This is a genomic window from Sphaerisporangium sp. NBC_01403, assembly GCF_045040145.1.
GTDB classification, from domain to species: domain Bacteria; phylum Actinomycetota; class Actinomycetes; order Streptosporangiales; family Streptosporangiaceae; genus Sphaerisporangium; species Sphaerisporangium viridialbum.
In genome coordinates this window covers 1,284,790-1,304,370 of record NZ_CP109534.1, presented here as the reverse complement: position 1 = coordinate 1,304,370, position 19,581 = coordinate 1,284,790, and the positions used below count along the sequence as shown (strand labels likewise).

Below are 19,581 nucleotides of genomic sequence, written 5' to 3'. Positions count from 1 at the left end.
TCCGGTGGATCTGCTCCACTTCATACGGCTCGCGCGCAGGAACTGGCCGCTCGTCATCCTGTCGCTGGTCCTCTCGGTGGGCGCAGCGCTTGTCGTGACCGCGAAGACACCGCCGAAGTACGTCGCCACGATCACCATGATGGTCTCCGGTTACGACAAGGTGGGCAGTCTCACCACCGCGTACCAGGCGGGAATGCTGTCGACGCAAAGGGTTCAGTCCTACGCCAACCTGCTGACCAGCCGCCGGCTGATCAGCCAGATCGCCGGCGGCGAGGACGTCCGGCGGCTGCAGGCCGGCGTCAAGGCGGAGGCCATACCGGCCACCATGCTGCTCAGAGCCATGGTCACCGATGGCGATCCCGCACGCGCCGCCCGCCTGGCAAACGCCCTGGGCGCCAAGTTCACCCGGCTGATCGACCAGATCGAGCGGCCCACGCCCAAGAGCTCTCCCACCGTCAAGATCACGGTGGTGGACCCGGCCGACGTCCCGAGGACCCCGGTCAGTCCCCGTCCTCTGGTGAACATCGCGCTCGCCGTGCTGATCGCCTTGCTGCTCGCGTTCGGCTCGCTCGTCGTACGCGACCGGCTGGACACGACCGTCAAGACCTCCGAGGTCCTGCAGCAGATGTCCAGGAGCTCGGTCCTCGGGGTGATCACCTATGAGAGGGACGCGCGCCGGTTCCCCCTGATCGTCCGGGAGAACGGCCGGTCGACCAGGTCGGAGGCGTACCGCTCGCTGCGTACCAACCTGCAGTTCATCGGAGTCGACCGGCAGCCCAAATCGCTGGTGGTCACGAGCTGCCTGCCGGGCGAGGGCAAGTCCTCCACCTCGGCCAACCTCGCGATCACACTGGCCCAGGCCGGATGGCGGGTGATCCTGGTGGACGGCGACCTTCGCAGCCCGCGCATCCCGGACTACCTCGGGATCGAGGGCTCGGTCGGTCTCACCGACGTGCTGATCGACAAGGCGCGCCTGCAGGACGTCATCCAGACCTGGGGCGAGCCGAGCCTGTCGGTGCTGCCCGGCGGCCAGATTCCGCCCAACCCGAGCGAGTTGCTCGGCTCGCGCGGGATGCGCGCGGTGCTCTCCCAGCTCGTGGACGACCACGACATGGTGATCATCGACGCGCCGCCGCTGCTCCCCATCACCGACGCCGCGGCGCTCGCGGCCATCTGCGACGGAACGCTGCTCGTCGCCCGGTACGGAAAGACCCGGCGGGAGCACCTCGTCCGGGCCGTGGAGACACTGTCCTCGATCAACGCCCGGCTCGTCGGAGCGGTGCTCAACTTCGCGCCCGGCAAGCGCTCCGCGTACTACGGGTACGGCTACCAGGCCAGGGCCGAGGTCAAGACCCCGGTGAACGTGTGAGCAACTCGAGTGGGACGGCGAGCGACTCCGCGATCCGCCGTCCCGCCACCCGGTAGGCCCGCGAGCGGCCACCGTAGGGGTCGGCGATGTCGGGCCGGTCCACCCGGACCAGCCCGCGCAGCGCCCTCACTTCGGCGACCAGCGCGCGGGCCCTGTGCACGGCTTCCCGGTGGCAGGTGACCACCTCGGCCGGCACGGCCAGGGCCAGGGTGCCGAATTCGACCAAGGTGAACGTCCGCGCGGCGGCCAGGGGCCGCATCTCCACCGTCCGGGCGCGGTGCTCCGAGGCGGCGGTGAGCACGAGATCGGCCGAGGCGACCAGCTCAGGGGTCAGCGGGCGGGAACGGAAGCCTCCGGGGTCCGCCCCGAACCGGGTCAGCACCCGTTGCGCGCGCTCGGTCATCGGCCTCCCCCGCTCGGCGCCGGTCCCCGCGCTGGTCACCTCGACCGCCGGGCACGGCCCGAGAGCCGACCTGGTGAGCCGCTCCGCCAGCGGAGAGCGGCAGATGTTGCCCGTGCACACGAACAGGATGCGGAAACGCGCCTCCTCCGGCGCCGCGGGCGCCGCTCCCGCGTCTCTCCAGCATCGTGGACCGCAGCCCGCGTGCCCGGGAGGCACCGGAGGGACGGTGCCGGCCGAGCTGTCGGGCACCGTGGTCATCAGCGAGCGCACCCCCGCGCGTCGGGGGTGATCCGGGTGTACTGCGGGCGGACCAGAGGCTGCACCGGGACCACCGGCGGCTCCGCGGAGGCGGGCTCCACGAGATCGAACCGCAGTGTCCGCGACTGGCGGGGGTCCAGCTCCAGCAAGGTCGAGTACACCGGATGCGAGCGCTCGACCTCCCTGATGACCGAGACCCGGTCACCGTCGACGGACACCGCCCTGATCTCGGCCCCGACCCCGGCGTACAGCGACACCCACAACAGGTTGGAACCGACGGGACGGGGACGCGGAGGAGCGTCGAGCCTGTCGGTGACGTAGGAGGGCAGCGGCCCGCGCGGCACGTCGTTGGTGAGCCGGACCCGCACGGTCGTGGAGCGGCGCCCGGCCTGGCACGGGCCCAGCTCGTAGTCGAGCGAGCGGTTCAGGTAGTAGTCGAGCTTCCCGCCGGCCGAGTTGTTGACCACCAGTCCTGCGTACGGTCCTGGCCGGCGCGGCAGCACGCCGCCGAGCGCGGTGGAGGACAGGCGCCGCTGCTCGGCGTCGTGGCGGCTCCACATCTGGATCCGGTGCTCCTCCACCATGGGCTTCAGGACGGGCAGCACCCGGGATGGGTCCTCGAAGGACCTGGGCAGCGCCTCGCTGACGGCCTTCGCGATCCCGACGAGGAACCGCTTGCGCGCCGCCGGGTCGGTGTAACGGGCGTACGCGGCGCGCTCGGTCAGGTCGACGACGTTCGTCGCGGTCACCTTCTCCCCACCGGGAAGGGTGACCGGCCCGATCAGGCCGAGCAGGTAGGACAGGCCGACCGGGTCGATCGCGATGGCGCCGTCCAGCCGCTGGTGGGTCTGGCGCTCCCACAGCGCGGTCCAGGTCTTCGCGGCATAGGGAAAGTGCGGGGAGAGGTTCGAGACGGAGAGCAACTCGACCGCGCCGGCCCCGTACCGCGCGCGGAACGCCGGGCCGTGGTCGGCGACGGGGCGCGGACTGGCGTCCAGACCGGTGTTGGCGGCGAGCCGCTGGACGGCGATCCGGCCGTGGTCGGCGGAAAGGACGCCGAAAGCGCCCACGAGGCCACCGGTCCCCCGCGACTCGGCGTTGGTCTGGAAGGCCAGGAAGTAGCGACGCGGGCCATCGTTGCCGAGCACCGGCGGGATCACGGTGGCGGCGGTGGCGGCGCCGCCGATCCAGCGGCGCAACCGGTCCAGCTCGTACAGCGCCGTTCCCCGCGCCTGGTCCAGGCTGGCCGCCCCGGTACGAGCCGGGGTGGCCACCAGGCGGGTGCGCACCCGTGCGAGCCGGGCCTCCGCATCGTCGAGAACCGGGGCCGCCGTGCGAAGGCCGTCGAGCAACTGGCGCATGTCGTCCGCGGAGCCCGCCCCGGCCGCGAGAAACGACGTGCCGGTCCGCTGCACGCGGGCCAGCACGTCGGTGATCTCGGCGGCCGTCTCGGCCAGGCCCCGCACGGTCGTCGCGCCGTCAGCCACGAAGGGCAGGTGGGTGATCAGCGACCAGTCGAGACCGCTGGTGAGGCGCCGGGCCTCGGCCGCGTGACGCTGCGCGGTCGCCAGCGTCACGGCCATCCGGTCGAGGTCACGGGCGGTCATCACCGCTCGTAGGTGCTCCAGGGCGTCCCTCGTCGCCTGCAGCTGGTCGCGCACGCCGAGACCGAGATGGACCGACCAGCCCCCGACCAGCACCAAGGCCGCGACGGGGAGCGATACGGCTGCGACGACCCGGCGACGACGCCTACCGCGCACCGGCGGATCGGCGACGCCGTACGGAGATCAGAACGCCGGCGGTACCCGCTGCCAGAAGGCCACCGCCGATCCCCGCCAGAGCACCCACCGGCGCTCCCGTGAACGGCAGCCTGTTACCCGCTTTCTGGCCGCCGGGCTTCTCACCGCCGGGTGCGCCACCACCGGGTGCGCCACCACCGGCTTGGTGGCCTCCCGCCTCGTGGCCGACGGCCCCACCACCGGACTCGGCACCACCGGAGTGATACCCGCCGGCGTGATGCCCTCCGCCGTCATCCGAGTGCTCCTCGCGAATTATCTTGCCGCCCTGGATCACTTCGTCGCCGTCCGCCGCATGGTGGTCGTCTTCGTTGAACACCTTCTTGTGGTCGTCGAGTTCGTTGAACACCTTCTTGACATCACTGGCAGGGCGCGGCGGATAGGGATTCGGATTCGAAGCGTACGACGATGACGGCAGCCCGGTTCCGGCGACGGCCGTTCCGGCCGTTCCGAGTACCGCGCCACATCCGGCGACCAGCGCGAACAGAACAGGCACCGCGCGTTTCCCAGCCATTTGAACTCCCCGACGGCGATAATTCAGACCACGGAAATATGGCCCGAATACGGGCAACGTTTCCCTAGAAGCATGTATATCGATCGTCGGCGGAGGGCGTACCTGTCCGACTCGCGGCCTTTACCGAAGCATCACCGGACCTTGTCGCCCAAAAAGCCCCCGCCGTGGGAGGGGTTCACGGCGGGGGCTTTTCTCTGGGAGAGGAGGTTCGTTTTCGGTGCCCCGTGGCCGGGGCGCCGGCTCAGCGGCCTACGTTGGCGGAGTGGCCGATGGCCAGACCGCTGTCGGTGTCGAAGAAGTGGAGGTTCTGGGTGTCCACCACGAGGTCGACGTTCTGGCCGGGGCGGACGTGGCTGCGGGCGTTGACGCGGGCGGTCCACAGCGACTTGTCGCCGATGAGGGGCAGCACGGCCGCCTCTTCGTCGTCACCGGTGTCCTGGGCGGCCACGGTGTCCTTGTGCTCGACCGGCGGGGCGTCGATGAGGAACAGGACGTTGATCTCGCTGCCCAGCTCCTCGGTGACCTCGGCGCGGGTGGGGATGTGGGCCCAGCCGGTGGAGCTGCCGTTGGCCGCGGAGGCGTCCTCGAAGTCGGAGGGACGGATGCCGAGGATGAGCTTCTTGCCGAAGTACTGGTCGAGGCCCGGCTTCTCGGCGAAGGTGGACTCGGGGACCGGCAGCTTGAGGCCGGCGAACGACACCGCCGCGCCGGAGTCGCCGCGCACCAGCTCGGCGTTGACGAAGTTCATCGACGGCGAGCCCATGAAGCCCGCGACGAACAGGTTGACCGGGCTGTCGAAGAGGTTCTGCGGGGTGTCCACCTGCTGGAGGATGCCGTCGCGGAGCACGCAGACCCGGTCGCCCAGGGTCATGGCCTCCACCTGGTCGTGCGTGACGTAGACCGTGGTGACGCCGAGGCGCTCGTGCATCTGGTTGAGCGAGGCGCGCATGGAGACGCGGAGCTTGGCGTCGAGGTTGGACAGCGGCTCGTCCATGAGGAACGCCTGCGGCTCGCGGACGATCGCGCGGCCCATGGCGACGCGCTGGCGCTGGCCACCGGACAGGGCGGCGGGCTTCCGCTTGAGGTACTGGTCGAGGCCGAGCATCTTGGCGGCCTCCTGAACGCGCTTGGCGATCTCGGCCTTCGGCATCTTGCGGAGCTTCAGGCCGAAGGCGAGGTTCTCCTCGACCGTCATGTGCGGGTAGAGCGCGTAGTTCTGGAAGACCATGGCGATGTCGCGGTCCTTCGGCGGCAGGTGGTTGACCACCCGGTCGCCGATGGCGATCTCGCCGCCGCTGATGTCCTCCAGACCGGCGATCATGCGGAGCGCCGTGGACTTACCACAACCAGACGGACCGACGAGGACCATGAACTCGCCGTCGTGGATGTCCAGGTTGAGGCCGTTCACAGCCTTCACACCGCCGGCATAGATCTTGTCAACGTTGCGCAGAACGATTGATGCCATGACAGTCCTTCGTGCGTCCGGGTGCCGCCGGATGTGGATACGTTTTCATGAATCTCATCTGAACCGGACATCTCTGTCAAGCCCTTCCGAAATATAGGCTCCTCACACTGTTCAGATGGCGTTCCGTTCTTTGCTCCTGCGTGGAAACCATGATGGAATCGTTTCCATGAAGGTGAGTGCACAGCGCCGTACGACCATCAAGGACGTGGCCGAGGCGGCGGAGGTCGGGGTGGCGACCGTCTCGCGCGTGCTGTCGGGCACGGGCTCGGCCAGCGCGGCCACGCGGGAGAAGGTCCTGGCCGCCGCCGCCCGGCTCGACTACCGCCCGAGCGCCCTGGGGCGCAACCTCCGCCGGCAGCGCACCGGGGGCATCGGCCTCCTCGTCCCCGACATCACCGACACCTTCTACGGCAGGCTCACCGACGGCGTGCTCGCCTGCGCCCAGTCGGCGGGCGAGCCGGTCATGATCGGCACCACCGGCGACGACCCCGAGCGGGAGGCGGAGCTGATCGGCTCGCTGCTCGAGGAGAGCGTGGAGCGGGTGATCGCGGTGCCGTGCGGCGACGGCGAGATGTGGGGGCCCGCGTTCCGCGCCGGGCTGAGCGTGGTCTTCGCCGAGCGCCCGGTGCAGGGGCGCGAGAACGTCCCGTCCGTGGTGACCGACGACCGCGCTGGGGTCCGCACGGCCGTCGAGTACCTGGCGGGTCTCGGGCACCGGCGCATCGCCTTCCTGTCACGGCACGGCCAGTCGCAGCGCGTACGCGCGTTCCGCGAGGCGCTGGCCGCGCTCGGAGTCCAGGTCGACGAGGAGCTGATCGTGCGCGCGCACGCGACCCGCGACTCGGCGTACGCCGCCGCCGCCGGGCTCTTCCAGCACCGCTCCGACCTCACCGCGGTGCTGGCCGGGGGCAACATACTGGGCGAGGCCGCCGTCCTCGCGGCCAAGGAGCTCGACTTCCGCATCCCCCGCGACATCTCGCTGATCATGTTCGACGACGTGCCCTGGGCGGAGCTGTGCCATCCCCCGCTCACCGTGATCTCTCAGCCCGCCCAGGACATGGGGTACCGCGCCGCCGAGCTGGTGCTGCGCGAGGGACGCCGGTCGCGCACGGTCACGCTGCCGACCGAGCTGATCGTCAGGGGAAGCTGCGGGCCGCGCCGCTGAGGGCCGCCGCTAGCCGACCACCTTCTCGATGGCCTCGACGACCGCGGCGTCCTCGGGGTCGGTGCGGGGACGGAAGCGCGCGACGACGTTCCCCTCGCGGTCGAGCAGGAACTTCTCGAAGTTCCACGCCACGTCTCCCGCCTCACCCGAGGCGTCGGGGACGGCCACCAGCGAGGTGTAGAGCGGGTGGCGGCCCTCGCCGTTGACGTCGAGCTTCTCCAGCAGCGGGAAGTCCACTCCGTAGGTCGTGACGCAGAACTCCTGGATCTGCTCGGCCGATCCGGGCTCCTGTCCGGCGAACTGGTTGCAGGGCACGCCGACGACCGTGAACCCCCGGTCGCCGAACCGCTCCTGGAGCCGGACCAGGCCGGCGTACTGCGGGGTCAGGCCGCACCTCGACGCCACGTTGACCACCAGGGTGGCCTTGTCGCCGACGAGCTGTCCAAGCGTGGTGGGCGCGTCGTCCAGTGTGCGCACCGAAATATCCCTAAGACTCATAAAGCCACATTAGTCAGGCATACGCGCCGTGGGCGGCTCGCCGGGCGGCGGGTCCCGACCTTCCCGTGTCCACGGGCGGTACCGCGCCAAACCTCAACCGCCCGGCATTTCTGGATCATGTGGTGATCATGTGGGGCACGACACGGGCCAACGCGCCCCCGCGATACGGAAGAGATGTACCGCGATGATCGCAAACAACTTCCCCAGGCGTGTCGCGAATCGCGGGCCGCGGGCGGATCGGCCACTAGAAACCGCCCTAGAACACGTCGCGGCGCCTTCCGGGGACACCAGTGTCTTCAACCGAATCGGAACGGCCACGCGGACGTCGCACGCCCGAGCCACGGGCGTGCGACGGAGGTGGCCGCCCGCGTGCGGCCGCCTTCCGCACGCGACCCGATGAATAGGACCGATTTGGACAGTAACCGCGCTTTTCGTGGCGCAGTCGCGGCCGTCATCGCCGCCGCCGCCCTGAACGGGACGGCCGGACCGGCACAGGCCCTCGCGGGGTCTACGGGAACGGCCGACGCCATCACCGGCACAGCAGAACCACCCAATGCCGAGACCGGACCGGTCGAGACGGCACTGGAGACGGCCCCGGCCGAAGTGGCGACAGCCACCTCGTCCGGGACGGCAGGCCCCGTCATGGGCCCCGCGACGGCAGGCGCCCCAGCGGGCGCGACCGCCGCGAAGGCCCCCTTCGCTCCGGCGCCACTGGCTCCGGAGATCCTCGCTCCACTCGATGCCGCGAACGCGACGACGGCTTCCGTCGCCGCACCGCGAGGAGCGACCGCTCTACCCGGCCGGCCCGCGAGCACGGCCTGGTCCCGCGCCCGGCCCGCCTGGATCAGGACGACGCCGGCGGCGAGGCCGATCTGGACCCGCGCGGGGCTCGCGGGAATGGCCGAGCTCATCGGAGCCCCGAAGGCGACGGTGACGGCGGCCAGGGTGGCGAGGGCCGCCAGGAGGATGCCCATCCGGGTGCACCGCGGGGTGTGGAGGACCTCGGCGCATCCGAACGTGCGCGTATGGGCGCCGAAGACGCCCAAGGGCAGGAACAAGGCGATCGCGTACCGCCTGGTCACCCAGCGATCCTGGCCGGTGACCCAGTTCCGCTGCCTCGACAGCCTGTGGACCAGGGAGAGCAACTGGAACCACCGGGCGCAGAACCCCTCGTCAGGGGCCTACGGCATCCCGCAGGCACTGCCGGGGTACAAGATGGTCGGCATCGGGCACGACTGGCGCGTCAACCCGGCCACGCAGATCCGATGGGGACTGAAGTACATCAAGGGGCGCTACGGCTCGCCCTGCGGCGCCTGGGGTCACTTCCAGTCGCACAACTGGTACTGAGAGGGGAGTGCCCAGGGGAAGGGCGCACTCCGGCGCCCGGGGGGACATCACCCCCGGGCGCTTCTCTCCTTGGAGTCCTCCAGCTGCACGGCCACCGCCCGGATCAGCATGTCGAGCCCGTACTCGAAGGTCTTCTCGTGGTCGCACACGCCGAGCAGCGGCGCCAGCGTGCCCACCTCGGGGAACAGCGCGGTGTCCACCTCGGACATCTGGACGTCCCCGCGGTGCACGGGGGCGAACGTGGGCGTCACGCCGACCTCGCGCAGCAGCGACCCGATGATGTAGGCGATGAAGGTGCGCAGGATCTCGACGGCGTCCTCGCCGTCGAAGCCGGCCTCGCGCAGCGTGGCCAGGGCGCGCTCGACCGGGAACAGCCCCGCGGGCGACTTGAGCTGGCGGCTCACCACGACCATCGTCGAGCGCGGGTAGTGGTGGGCGATCTGCCGGAACGCCCGCGCCTGGATGCGCACCCGCTCGGTCCACTCCGCCGAGGGGTCGTCGGTGAAGGTGATCTCGGACAGCACGCTCTCGGCCACCGCGTCGAGCAGCGCCGCCTTGTTGGGCACGTGGTTGTACAGCGACATGACCCCGACGCCGAGCTCGGCCGCGATCCGCCGCATGGAGATCGCGTCGGCGCCCTCTCGCTCGATCAGGTCGACGGCGGCTGCGACGATGCGGGATCGTGTGAGGGCTGGCATGAGGTCATTCTCTCCCTGCGCATTGACGTACGTACAGCGTACGTGCCACTCTCCAGTTGTACGTACGGTGTACGTTCTCCACTGGAGGCCTCTGTGTCGACGCACGAGCTCTACACGATCCCCGCCGAGCTCTCCACCTGGGACGTGGAGATGGCCGGCTCCTCCCGGTTCACCTGGGAGTACGACGAAGGCCGCGACCGCATGCTCGCCCTGTACCAGAAGGGCAAGGACAAGCAGTGGGACTCGGTCAAGCGCATCGACTGGGGCCTCGAGGTCGACCCCTACGACGTCCTGGGCATTCCCGACCAGTCCATCGCCATCTATGACACCCCTCTGTGGCACAAGATGGACGAGAAGGCCCGCAAGGAGGTCAGGCGGCACGGCGCCGCCTGGCAGTTCTCGCAGTTCCTCCATGGCGAGCAGGGCGCGATGATCTGCTCCGCCCGCATCGTGGAGTCGGTGCCCGACCTGGACTCCAAGTTCTACGCCGCCACGCAGACGATGGACGAGGCCCGCCACGCCGAGACCTACGCCCGGTTCCTCCAGGAGAAGGTGGGCATCGCCTACCCGATCAACGAGCACCTCAAGGCCCTGCTCGACGACACGCTGAGCGACTCGCGCTGGGACATGCCCTACCTCGGCATGCAGGTGCTGATCGAGGGCCTCGCCCTCGCGGCGTTCGGGGTGATGCGCGACATCACCACCAAGCCCCTGCCGAAGCAGATCCTCGCGTACGTCATGCAGGACGAGGCCCGGCACGTCGCCTTCGGCCGGATGGCGCTGCGCGACTACTACAAGCAGCTGTCGGAGGCCGAGCTGCGCGAGCGCGAGGACTTCGTGATCGAGGGCTGCTACCTCATGCGCGACCGGCTGCGCGGCGTCGAGCAGTGGGAGACCCAGGGCTTCTCACCGGACGAGGTCAAGCTGGCCATGAAGGCGGTCGACGAGTCGGAGTACCTCAAGCTCTTCCGCTCCCTGCTGTTCAGCCGCATCGTGCCGTGCGTGAAGGACATCGGGCTGTGGAGCGAGCGCCTGCGGAAGGCGTACGCCGACATGGGCGTGCTCGACATGGCCGGCCAGAACCTCGACGCGCTCATGCGGCAGGACGAGGACATCGCCGAGAAGCTCGACGCCGAGCGGTTCGCCGCCGAGCAGGAGGAGCGGGCGGAGGAGATCGCCGAGACGATCACTCTCGGCGGCGACGGCTGAGCCCGCCGGACGCGGGGGGTGGTCGTCCGCACGACCACCGACGTCAAGGCCCGCGGGGCTCAGCGCAGGGTGAGCACGAACACGAGCGCGCCCGAGGCGGCGGCCACCACGCCCACCCACGCCAGCATGGCGTCCGCCTCGGCGTCCAGCGGGCGGCTCCCGGCGATCGCCCGCTGGACGCGCCGGTGCCGCACGCCGCTCCTGGCCAGCAGGATTGCGCCGCACAGGGCGGCGAGCGCGAACGAGGCCACGGCCACGCCGTCCCCGGAGTGCCGCCCGGCGATCCCGGCCGCGATCAGCCCGCCGGCCCCCAGCGCCGTGGCGGTGCGCGTCCAGGCCAGCGCGGTGCGCTCCATGTGCAGGCCGTCCCGCCCTGCCCTCTCGGCCGGGCGCGCGGGCCTGGTCATCGGGCCACGACGATGAGGATGAGCGCGAGCACGGCCACCGCCGCGACGCCGTACCCGAACAGCGGGGCCAGGGCGAGCGGCGGGAGGGGCGCCTGGCGCCGCAGCGCCCGCTGCACGTGACGCCAGCGGGGGTAGGCCATGGCGGCGGCCAGCGCGGACAGCAGCACCAGGACGACCGCGAGCGCCGTGCTCACCCAGGGGATGAAGACCTCCCCCGGCACGGCCGCCATGGCCACGCCGCCCGCGCTCAGGGCCAGCGACGTGCTCAGCCAGGTCAGGAACGTGCGCTCGTTGGCCAGCGTGAACCGGGGGTCCGGTTCGTGCCCCTCGATGTCCATGAGGAAAGGTTAATTTACGAGTACTCCCCCTAGAGTTGACGGGTTATTCGGGCCTGTCAGGTGCATTCCTGGGCAATCGTCTTGACGGCCTGGGCGGTGTCGTTGGCGACCTTCTGCGTGGCGTCCACGGCCTCGTTGGCGTTGTTGACGTTCAGCTTCTTGAAGTTGTCGGCGAGCTTTTGCAGGGCTTCGTTCAGAGTGGTGTTCCCGGCGGTGTTGGCCACGTCCTCCAGCTTGGCGGCTCCGTCTTCGAGCGCCTTCTCCATGGCCTTCGGGTCGTTGGCCAGGCTCGCGACCTTCGCGCCTGTCTCGCTGATGACCTTGTTGGCCTCGATGCAGGCCTGGGCTTTGTCGACCGTGCTGCATCCGGTGGTGAGCAGGGTGAGACCGATCGCGGACGCTGCGGCCAGGGGGATGAATCGCATGGTGAAGACCCTAGCCAACTTCACTCACCGCTGGCCGCCGGAGAAATACTCCTCCAGATCCGGCGAGAGCGGCGGCACGTCGAGCGGCACCGAGCCGTTGCGGAGCGACTCGGTGGCGAGCAGCCCTGCGGCGACGCTGTCCCTGGCCGCCACCGGGGAGGTGTCGGTGACACCGCCCTCGCGGGCGAACCGGACGAACTCGCTGACCAGCTCTTGATCGGCGCCGCCGTGGCCGCCCTCCCCCGCGAAGACGGGCACGGTCAGGTCGCCCTCGGGGTCGTAGCCCCGCCTCCCGGCGTTCCACACGCGCACCACGCTCCCGGTCTCGGTGTCGCCGAAGTTCTCGAGACGCCCCTCGGTGCCGATCACGGTGTAGTTGCGCCAGTAGTCGGGGGTGAAGTGGCACTGCTGATAGGCGGCGTAGACGCCGTTCTCCAGGCGCATCTGCATCATGGACAGGTCCTCGACGTCGACCACGGGGTTGAGGCCCTTCTGGGCCAGCGGGGGCCAGTTGCGCGCCGGGTCGTACCAGTCGCCGGGCAGCCCCTCGGCGCGGTCGGTGATCCCGCCGTACACGGTCAGCCCGCCCATGCCGGTGACGCGGGTGGTCCTGGAGCCGGCCAGCCAGTGGATCACGTCGATGTCGTGGGCGCCCTTCTGCAGCAGCAGCCCGCCGGTGTTGCGCCGGTCGGCGTGCCAGTCCTTGAAGTAGTAGTCGCCCCCGTCCCCGACGAAGTGGCGGCACCAGATCGCCTTCACCTCGCCGATGGCCCCCTCGGCGATCAGCCGCCGCATCGTGCGCACGACCGGCATGTGCCGCATGTTGTGGCCGACGTAGAGCCGGGTGCGCTGCTCGCGGGCGGTACGCAGGATCAGGTCGCAGTCCTCCAGGGTGATCGCGAGCGGCTTCTCGACGAAGGTGGGCTTGCGCGCCCTCAGCGCCCGTACGGCCAGGCCGGCGTGCGTGTGGTCGGGGGTGAGGATGATCACGGCGTCGACGTCGTCCTCCAGCAGGCCGTCGAAGCCGGCGGTCGTGCGCAGCCCGGGGCCGAGGTCCCGGCGGGCGGCGGCGAGCGCCTCCTCGCGGGGGTCGCAGACGGCGACGACGCGGCTCCCCCGCCCGGGCCGGTGCGCCTCCAGCGCCACCGACCGCCGCAACCCGAACCCCGCCACCCCGATCCGCAGATCCGGCCCCCCACCGTCCGAAGGCTTCGCGCCGCCGGGAAGCCGCCCGCCGCCCTCCGTGGCGGCGCTCCCACCGCTCATCTCCTGGCCCATGGTTCCCCTCATTGCCTATTTATGCCGATTTATCGGCATAAATAGGCACCTTAGAACACCGCCAGCGGGATGGGGGGCAAGCGCTGCACTACGATTCACGATCGAGGAGGGGATCACTGTTGGACTGTGAAGACATGGCCATCGACGCGGAGGCGCCCCCGCGCACGCCCGACGGGTGCGAGGAGTGCCTCGCCGAGGGCAGGCGCTACGTCCACCTGCGCAAGTGCGTGCGATGCGGGCACGTCGGATGCTGCGACTCCTCGCCGGGACGCCACGCGACCGAGCACTACGAGCAGACCGGCCACCCGGTGATGCGCTCGTTCCAGAACGGCGAGAGCTGGCTCTGGTGCTACCTGCACGAGATCGTCGGCTACCCGAAGGCCGCCCGGTAGGCCGGCCTTCCGGCACGTGACCGCTAGTCGCGCGCCAGGGTCGCCTCCTCGTAGTCGAGCTCCCTGGTGACCCGGCGCAGCACCTCGTCGTCGATACGGCGCTCATCGCGCATCCGCACCAGCACCGAGCGCTCCGCCTCCAGCATCGAGCGGCGGAGCCTGCGGTACAGCGCGCTCGGCGTCTCCTCGCCCTCGGGGCCGATGCCTCCCCCGAGGCGCTCCCAGGCGCCCATGGCACGACGCTCGGCGTTGTTGCGCAGCCGGTCGATCACCTCGGCGTGCGTCTCGATGACGCCCTCCTTGGTGAGCTCGTCGAGCCGGGCGAGCGCCGCGCCGGCCGCCGCCTGCTGGGCCGCCGCCTCCGAGAGGTTGTCCTTGTAGACCTCCTGGTCGCTGGTGACGCCCAGCTTCCTGATCAGCCAGGGGAACGACATCCCTTGCACCAGCAGGGTGCCGATCACGACGACGAAGGTCAGGAAGAGCAGCAGGTCGCGGTTCGGGAAGCCGACCGGGAGGGCGAAGGCCGCGGCCAGCGACACCACGCCCCGCATGCCCGCCCAGCCGATCACCGCGACGTGGGAGGCCGGCGGCCGCGGCTCGCGCTCCCGGATCCGGCGGAACAGCAGCCGGGGCAGGTGGACGCCGGGGATCACCCACAGGATGCGGGCCACCACGACCGCCGCGAAGATCGCCGCGGAGTACCCCGCGACGCGCCAGGGATCCTGCTCCCTGAGCCCTTCCAGGATGAGCGGGAGCTGGAGCCCGATCAGCGTGAAGACGATGATCTCCAGGAAGAAGTCCAGGACCTTCCACACCGAGTACGAGACCACCCGCGTGCCGTAGTCGGCGCGGTTCATCCGGTGCCCCAGGAAGACGCCGACCACCACCACGGACAGCACTCCCGAGACCTCGGCCGCCTCGGCCGCGAGATAGGACACGAACGGGATGAGCAGCGAGATCGTGTTGGTGATCAGCGGGTCCTTCAGGCGGTTGAACAGAAACCCGAAGGCGTACGCGAGCACGAGGCCGATGAGCAGCCCGCCCCCGGCGGCGTACGTGAACTGCCCGAAGGCCCCCAGAAGGCTGACCCCCTCGCCGGTGACGGCGGCCACCGCGACGCGGTAGGCCGTGAGGGCGGTGGCGTCGTTGAACAGGCTCTCGCCCACCAGGATCGTGATGATCTTCCGCGGCAGCCCCAGCCTGCGGGCGACCGCGACGGCCGCCACCGCGTCGGGCGGGGCGACGATCGCGCCGAGGGCGAAGGCGGCGGCCAGCGGCAGGCCGGGGATCAGGAGGTGCATCAGCAGGCCGATCACCGCCGCGCTGAAGAGCACGAGCCCGACCGACAGCAGCCCCACCGGCCTGCGGAAGTCACGCAGGCGCAGGTACGAGCTGTCCAGCGCCGCCGAGTACAGCAGCGGCGGCAGGAAGACGAGCAGCACCACCTCGGGATCGAGCTCGTACTTGGGCATGCCGGGAATGTGGGACCCGATCAGCCCGACGACCAGCCCGGCGAGGACCAGCAGGAGGGGGGCCGGCCAGCCCCGCCGGCGCGCGAAGGCCGCGATAGCCACGGCACCGGCGGGGAGCAGCACGAACTGGAGCGCTGTGGGAATATCCATCGATCAGCAGGATATGCCGCGGTTCACCACTCGCGGCCGTTCTCCTGCGGGTATGGGCGGCCGGCCTCGTCGGTGTGGGGCCTGCCGTCGGGCCGGACGCGCTCGCCGGTCGTGTACATCGGGTCGTGCACGTACGGGCGTGACAGCTGCGGGTCGGTGGAGTCGCCGGGCGACTGCGCCAGGGACCCGAGGCCGAGCGGGTCGGACGGGTCCACGGCCGACTGCGCCGGGACCTGCGGAGACCAGTCGTATCCCTGAGCCTCGTCGGCCGCGCGGTAGGCCTGGCCAGGCTGCCCGGGGGCGGCCTGCTGGCCGAAGGGCAGGGAGTCGTTCACGATCATGTTCTCCCTCGGTACGGCGTCGCCGTACCGGGACGCGCCGCCGTACTCGGGAGGCGGGGGGAACTCCGGCGAGGAGCCGTAGCTCGGCGGGGCCGAGTAGTCGAGAGGGGGCGTGGCGTAGTCGGCGGACGCGAAGGGGTCGGTCGCCGGACGGCCGTACTCGGGCTTGGACCCGAACTCACCGCTCGGCCCGAACTCGCCGGTGGGCCCGAACTCCTCCCGGGGCCCGTAGTCGTCCCGGGCGGCGTACTCGCCCCTGGGCGCGTACTCGTCCGGGGCCGTGAACTCGCCGGTGGCGCCGAACTCGCCCCCGGTGCCGAACTCGGACGTCGAGCCGTAGCCGGGCTCCGCCGTCGTGCCGTAGTCGGTGTGCGGCCCGAAACGGCCTCCGGCGCCGAACTCGGCCTGGGAACCGTAGTCGGCTCGCGCACCGTAGTCGGACCGCGTGCCCTGCTCGCCCTGGGGCGCGAAGTCGGCAGGCGCCGCGTAGTCGCCGTTGAACGTGTAGCCGTTCGGGGGCGTGTAGTCGGGGTTGACGCCGTAGTCGGCCGAGGCGGCCTGCGGCACCTGCTGCGGGCCGGTCTCCGGCAGCGGGGCCGGGGCCTGGTGGCTGAAGGGCGGCGGGGCCTGCGGGGGGAACTGCTGCGGGACCAGCCCGAGCGCCGCGTCGGCCTGCGCCGCGTAGTCGGCGTTCGACGGGTAGTCGGCATGAGACGGGTAGTCGGTGGGCGCGGGGTAGCCGGGCTGCGCCGGGTAGTCACCCTGCGCGGCGTACCCGGGGTGGTCACCCTGAGAGGCGGCCGGCACCGGGTAGTCGGGGTAGTCGCCCTGGGGAACGGCCTGCGCGGGGTAGTCGGGGTAGTCACCCTGCGGAACGGCCTGCGCGGGGTAGTCGGGGTAGTCACCCTGCGGAACTGCCTGCGCGGGGTATTCGGGGTAGTCACCCTGCGGAACGGCCTGCGGGGGGTATTCGCCATGGCCCTGCGGAACGGTTTCCTGCGGGAGGCGGTCGCCCGGCGGGGCGTACTCGGCGGGACGGGTGCGCGGGGCGACCAGTTTGTCGACGGCGGGCGCGGCACCGCGCGCTACCAGCACGTCCTTGGGCCCGAGCGCCGGCACCGTCTCCTCCGGGTAGCCCCCGGCCACGCCGCGCGCGTAGGCGGCCTGCTCGTCGGCGTAGGAGTGGGCCTGTGTGTAGTCGTCGTCGTGGTCTTCGGGAACGCCGGCCGGGCGGGCGTACTGCCCCGTTCCCGGGTACTCGTGGTACTCCTCGTACTCGGCCTGCTCCTGGTGCTCGGCCTCGTCGTCGTAGTCCGCTTCACCCTCGGGGTACTCCCCGCCCGCCTCCGCGTAACCCTCGTCGAGCGTGTCGAGGAGGCGGCCGACGTCGTCCATCGGCATGCGGAAACTGGCGGTGCACATCTCGCCCCGCCACAGGCTGAGGACCAGGGTGCCCTCGTGCCAGGTGACCCGGAGAACACGCTCCTGGCCACGGGCGTCGAAGAACACCTCACCGAACGATGGCAGTGGGACAACTTCCGACATGGTAGACATCGTGCTTTAACCAGCCTTTATTCGTCCACTCGACCTCAGAAACCCTACCGAACCGTTCGCGTCGCCGTCATGGCAGACCCCGCAGGCCACCCCTCGCACACCCGCCCCACAATGGGTCAGGCGTACGGTAGATCTTCTTTGACCCCCCGGGACCCAGCCCCGTCAGTCTGCCACGCGGAGCGTGATGCGGCTTCCGGAATGCCGAGATGAACCCGGAACGCACCGCGAGTCGCCACCGGTTTCGGGGCGCGGCGACCCCTCGGGGGCCGGTAGCGTTGCGTGTCGTGCTCGACGACTCCCTCAGCTCCGCCGACGACGTCCTCGACGACACCGACGTCGTCCCGCACGACGACGACACCCTCGATGACGACGAGGAGACGTTCGAAGAGGAAGAAGACCTTCCGCCGGTCGAGCAGCTGCTGAGCGCCGCCGTCACCGGTGTCGGAGGAGCCGAGAGGCCCGGCCAGGTGAAGATGGCGCAGGCCGTGCGGCACGCCATCGAGCACGACGAGCACGTCGCCGTCCAGGCGGGCACCGGCACCGGCAAGTCGCTGGCGTATCTCGTGCCCGCGATCCGCCACGCGATCGAGTCGGACAACGCCGTCGTCGTCTCCACCGCCACCATCGCCCTCCAGCGCCAGCTCGTCGACCGCGACCTGCCCCGGCTCTCCGAGGCGCTCGCCGACTATCTTCCCCATGAGCCACAGTTCGCCATCCTGAAGGGAAGGCGAAACTATCTGTGCCGCTACAAGGTGACGGCCGCCTGGCCCGATGAGGACGACGACCAGCTCTTCGACCCGCGCGAGGTCAGCGCCACCGGGCGCATGGTCCAGCGCATCCAGGAGTGGGCGGAGGAGACCGAGACCGGCGACAGGGACGAGCTGGTGCCGGGGGTCAACGAGCAGGCCTGGCGGCAGTTCTCCGTCACCGCCAAGGAGTGCCTCGGCGCGCAGCGGTGCCCGAGCGGCGCCGAGTGCTTCGCCGAGCAGGCCAGGGAGCGCGCGGGCAACGTCGACGTGGTGGTCACCAACCACGCGCTGCTCGCCATCGACGCCATGGAGGAGTTCGCCGTCCTGCCCGAGCACGACGTCGTCGTGGTGGACGAGGCCCACGAGCTCGTCGACCGGGTGACCAGCGTGGTCACCGACGAGCTGTCCGAGGTCGCCGTCGCGACGACCGTACGCCGCGTCGGGCGGCTCATCGAGCAGGGCGTGGCCGACCGCCTTCAGGAGGCTGGCGAGGACCTGAAGGCGCTGCTCGCCGCCGCACCGCCTGGCCGCCTGGACCAGCTCCCGCAGGTCCTCGGGGACACGCTCTCCGTTCTCCGCGACGCCGCGTTCGCCTGCATAACCGCCATGGGCTCGCGCGGCGGCGACATGTGGGGCGGGGGCAAGAACGACGATCCCGAGAAGGCCGGGCAGCGCAAGGCGGCGTTCACCGCGCTCGACGAGCTGCACGACACCTCCGTCCGCATCCTTGAGGCCTTCGGGGGCGACTCCGAGGTCGACAGGGCCGAGGTCGTGTGGCTGGAGGGGGCGACCGACCGCCGTCCCGCCATGCTGAAGGTCGCGCCGCTGAGCGTCGGCGGCATGCTGCGCGACAAGCTGTTCGCCGACCGCACCGTGATCCTCACCAGCGCCACGCTCGCCCTCGGCGGCACGTTCGAGGGCATGGCCCGCCAGTGGGGCCTCGGCCCCGCCCGCCCCGACGACGGCGGCCTCCAGGCCCGGCCGGAGCAGGACGACTCCGGGGCGTCCCCCGAGAAGCCCGGCGAGGGCCAGGCGGGTCCCGAGCCCAAGACCGGCCAGAAGCGCAAGGACTGGGTCGGCCTCGACGTCGGTTCACCCTTCGACCACGCGCGCAGCGGCATCCTCTACGTCGCCAAGCACCTTCCCCAGCCGGGGCGCGACGGCCTTCCCAAGGAGTACCTCGACGAGATCACCGAGCTGATCGAGGCGGCGGGCGGCCGCACGCTCGGGCTGTTCTCGTCCATGCGCGCCGCGAAGGCCGCCACCGAGGCGCTGCGCGAGCGGTTGGAGGTGCCGCTGCTGTGCCAGGGGGACGACTCCACGTCGCTGCTGGTCAAGCAGTTCGCCGAGGACCCCGCCACCTGCCTGTTCGGCACGCTGTCGCTGTGGCAGGGCGTCGACGTGCCGGGGCCCTCGCTCAGCCTGGTGATCATCGACCGCATCCCGTTCCCCCGGCCCGACGACCCGCTGGCGTCCGCCCGGCAGCGGCACGTCGCCGCGAAGGGCGGCAACGGATTCATGGCCGTCGCGGCCACCCACGCCGCGCTGCTGCTCGCCCAGGGAGCCGGAAGGCTGCTGCGGGGTCAGAGCGACAAGGGCGTGGTGGCCGTCCTGGATCCCCGGCTCGCGACGGCCCGCTACGGGAGCTTCCTGCGCGACTCGCTGCCGCCGTTCTGGACGACGAGCGACCCCCAGAAGGTGCGCGCCGCGCTACGCCGCCTCACCGCCACCGCCTGACCGGACGCCCGGCACT

18 protein-coding genes are annotated in these 19,581 nt (G+C 70.8%); 6 read left to right on the top strand and 12 right to left on the bottom strand.

The features are described 5' to 3' along the window. The first annotated feature begins 4 nt into the window (after positions 1 to 4). Entirely contained in the window at positions 5 to 1,369 is a 1,365-nt protein-coding gene (locus OG589_RS05615; protein WP_405146792.1) for a polysaccharide biosynthesis tyrosine autokinase, read from the top strand. Here OG589_RS05615 and OG589_RS05610 read toward each other — a convergent pair. The 4 genes from OG589_RS05610 to OG589_RS05595 all read right to left on the bottom strand — a co-directional run bounded on the left by OG589_RS05610 (position 1,347) and on the right by OG589_RS05595 (position 5,805). Further along, positions 1,347 to 2,030: a hypothetical protein gene (locus tag OG589_RS05610; RefSeq protein WP_405146790.1), complete on the bottom strand. Its 684-nt coding sequence runs from the start codon at positions 2,028 to 2,030 to the stop codon at positions 1,347 to 1,349. The genes OG589_RS05615 and OG589_RS05610 overlap by 23 nt on opposite strands. Continuing rightward, positions 2,030 to 3,730, bottom strand: a complete 1,701-nt coding sequence (locus OG589_RS05605; RefSeq protein WP_405151963.1) for a DUF4012 domain-containing protein — start codon at positions 3,728 to 3,730, stop codon at positions 2,030 to 2,032. The genes OG589_RS05610 and OG589_RS05605 overlap by 1 nt, the downstream gene beginning before the upstream one ends. Before the next feature lie 49 nt (positions 3,731 to 3,779). Further along, a complete protein-coding gene (locus OG589_RS05600; RefSeq protein ID WP_405146788.1) occupies positions 3,780 to 4,340 on the bottom strand; it encodes a hypothetical protein in 561 nt (186 codons plus the stop codon). Positions 4,341 to 4,581: 241 nt separating this feature from the next. Beyond that, on the bottom strand, positions 4,582 to 5,805 hold the full coding sequence (locus OG589_RS05595) for an ABC transporter ATP-binding protein (RefSeq protein WP_405146786.1): 1,224 nt from the start codon (positions 5,803 to 5,805) through the stop codon (positions 4,582 to 4,584). Positions 5,806 to 5,971: 166 nt separating this feature from the next. Between OG589_RS05595 and OG589_RS05590 the strand changes: the two genes are divergently transcribed. Continuing rightward, positions 5,972 to 6,970, top strand: a complete 999-nt coding sequence (locus tag OG589_RS05590) for a LacI family DNA-binding transcriptional regulator (RefSeq protein ID WP_405146784.1) — start codon at positions 5,972 to 5,974, stop codon at positions 6,968 to 6,970. 9 nt (positions 6,971 to 6,979) lie between these two features. Here OG589_RS05590 and OG589_RS05585 read toward each other — a convergent pair whose 3' ends face one another. After that, positions 6,980 to 7,468 carry a glutathione peroxidase gene (locus OG589_RS05585; RefSeq protein WP_405146782.1) on the bottom strand — a complete coding sequence of 163 codons (489 nt, stop codon included), beginning with the start codon at positions 7,466 to 7,468 and terminating at the stop codon, positions 6,980 to 6,982. A 411-nt stretch (positions 7,469 to 7,879) separates the two neighbouring features. Between OG589_RS05585 and OG589_RS05580 the strand changes: the two genes are divergently transcribed. After that, positions 7,880 to 8,815 (top strand): hypothetical protein, encoded by a 936-nt coding sequence (locus tag OG589_RS05580; RefSeq protein ID WP_405146780.1) that lies wholly within the window; start codon positions 7,880 to 7,882, stop codon positions 8,813 to 8,815. A 47-nt stretch (positions 8,816 to 8,862) separates the two neighbouring features. On the opposite strand, the gene OG589_RS05575 is transcribed toward OG589_RS05580, so the two are convergent. Continuing rightward, the gene (locus OG589_RS05575; protein ID WP_405146778.1) at positions 8,863 to 9,513 is read right to left on the bottom strand and encodes a TetR/AcrR family transcriptional regulator C-terminal domain-containing protein; all 651 of its coding nucleotides are present in this window, start codon (positions 9,511 to 9,513) and stop codon (positions 8,863 to 8,865) included. Between the two features lie 93 nt (positions 9,514 to 9,606). Here OG589_RS05575 and OG589_RS05570 point away from each other — a divergent pair, with 93 nt between their 5' ends. Next, positions 9,607 to 10,722 carry a ferritin-like domain-containing protein gene (locus OG589_RS05570; RefSeq protein WP_405146776.1) on the top strand — a complete coding sequence of 372 codons (1,116 nt, stop codon included), beginning with the start codon at positions 9,607 to 9,609 and terminating at the stop codon, positions 10,720 to 10,722. Positions 10,723 to 10,781: 59 nt separating this feature from the next. Here OG589_RS05570 and OG589_RS05565 read toward each other — a convergent pair whose 3' ends face one another. From OG589_RS05565 to OG589_RS05550, 4 genes are read right to left on the bottom strand one after another with little or no spacing between them, the layout of a single operon-like run. After that, positions 10,782 to 11,129, bottom strand: coding sequence for a DUF202 domain-containing protein (locus OG589_RS05565; RefSeq protein ID WP_405146774.1), 348 nt, complete (start codon positions 11,127 to 11,129; stop codon positions 10,782 to 10,784). Next, positions 11,126 to 11,467: a YidH family protein gene (locus OG589_RS05560; RefSeq protein ID WP_405146772.1), complete on the bottom strand. Its 342-nt coding sequence runs from the start codon at positions 11,465 to 11,467 to the stop codon at positions 11,126 to 11,128. The genes OG589_RS05565 and OG589_RS05560 overlap by 4 nt, the downstream gene beginning before the upstream one ends. Before the next feature lie 56 nt (positions 11,468 to 11,523). After that, the gene (locus OG589_RS05555) at positions 11,524 to 11,892 is read right to left on the bottom strand and encodes a hypothetical protein (RefSeq protein ID WP_405146770.1); all 369 of its coding nucleotides are present in this window, start codon (positions 11,890 to 11,892) and stop codon (positions 11,524 to 11,526) included. Between the two features lie 24 nt (positions 11,893 to 11,916). Continuing rightward, positions 11,917 to 13,182, bottom strand: coding sequence for a Gfo/Idh/MocA family protein (locus OG589_RS05550; protein WP_405146768.1), 1,266 nt, complete (start codon positions 13,180 to 13,182; stop codon positions 11,917 to 11,919). Positions 13,183 to 13,304: 122 nt separating this feature from the next. On the opposite strand from OG589_RS05550, the gene OG589_RS05545 reads away from it, so the two are divergent. Next, the gene (locus OG589_RS05545) at positions 13,305 to 13,562 is read left to right on the top strand and encodes a UBP-type zinc finger domain-containing protein (protein WP_405146767.1); all 258 of its coding nucleotides are present in this window, start codon (positions 13,305 to 13,307) and stop codon (positions 13,560 to 13,562) included. 23 nt (positions 13,563 to 13,585) lie between these two features. On the opposite strand, the gene OG589_RS05540 is transcribed toward OG589_RS05545, so the two are convergent. After that, positions 13,586 to 15,184 carry a Na+/H+ antiporter gene (locus tag OG589_RS05540; protein WP_405146766.1) on the bottom strand — a complete coding sequence of 533 codons (1,599 nt, stop codon included), beginning with the start codon at positions 15,182 to 15,184 and terminating at the stop codon, positions 13,586 to 13,588. 23 nt (positions 15,185 to 15,207) lie between these two features. Continuing rightward, on the bottom strand, positions 15,208 to 17,070 hold the full coding sequence (locus OG589_RS05535; RefSeq protein WP_405146764.1) for a hypothetical protein: 1,863 nt from the start codon (positions 17,068 to 17,070) through the stop codon (positions 15,208 to 15,210). Between the two features lie 425 nt (positions 17,071 to 17,495). Here OG589_RS05535 and OG589_RS05530 point away from each other — a divergent pair, with 425 nt between their 5' ends. Continuing rightward, positions 17,496 to 19,565 carry an ATP-dependent DNA helicase gene (locus tag OG589_RS05530; protein ID WP_405151962.1) on the top strand — a complete coding sequence of 690 codons (2,070 nt, stop codon included), beginning with the start codon at positions 17,496 to 17,498 and terminating at the stop codon, positions 19,563 to 19,565. The last annotated feature ends 16 nt before the right edge of the window (positions 19,566 to 19,581 follow it).

Bases quoted from the DNA above. Each gene is read 5' to 3' on its own strand.
- OG589_RS05610 (WP_405146790.1), bottom strand. From the start codon at position 2,030: ATGACCACGGTGCCCGACAGCTCGGCCGGCACCGTCCCTCCGGTGCCT.
- OG589_RS05600 (WP_405146788.1), bottom strand. From the start codon at position 4,340: ATGGCTGGGAAACGCGCGGTGCCTGTTCTGTTCGCGCTGGTCGCCGGA.
- OG589_RS05595 (WP_405146786.1), bottom strand. From the start codon at position 5,805: ATGGCATCAATCGTTCTGCGCAACGTTGACAAGATCTATGCCGGCGGT.
- OG589_RS05590 (WP_405146784.1), top strand. From the start codon at position 5,972: ATGAAGGTGAGTGCACAGCGCCGTACGACCATCAAGGACGTGGCCGAG.
- OG589_RS05585 (WP_405146782.1), bottom strand. From the start codon at position 7,468: ATGAGTCTTAGGGATATTTCGGTGCGCACACTGGACGACGCGCCCACC.
- OG589_RS05575 (WP_405146778.1), bottom strand. From the start codon at position 9,513: ATGCCAGCCCTCACACGATCCCGCATCGTCGCAGCCGCCGTCGACCTG.
- OG589_RS05565 (WP_405146774.1), bottom strand. From the start codon at position 11,129: ATGACCAGGCCCGCGCGCCCGGCCGAGAGGGCAGGGCGGGACGGCCTG.
- OG589_RS05560 (WP_405146772.1), bottom strand. From the start codon at position 11,467: ATGGACATCGAGGGGCACGAACCGGACCCCCGGTTCACGCTGGCCAAC.
- OG589_RS05555 (WP_405146770.1), bottom strand. From the start codon at position 11,892: ATGCGATTCATCCCCCTGGCCGCAGCGTCCGCGATCGGTCTCACCCTG.
- OG589_RS05550 (WP_405146768.1), bottom strand. From the start codon at position 13,182: ATGAGGGGAACCATGGGCCAGGAGATGAGCGGTGGGAGCGCCGCCACG.
- OG589_RS05545 (WP_405146767.1), top strand. From the start codon at position 13,305: ATGGCCATCGACGCGGAGGCGCCCCCGCGCACGCCCGACGGGTGCGAG.
- OG589_RS05540 (WP_405146766.1), bottom strand. From the start codon at position 15,184: ATGGATATTCCCACAGCGCTCCAGTTCGTGCTGCTCCCCGCCGGTGCC.
- OG589_RS05535 (WP_405146764.1), bottom strand. From the start codon at position 17,070: ATGTCGGAAGTTGTCCCACTGCCATCGTTCGGTGAGGTGTTCTTCGAC.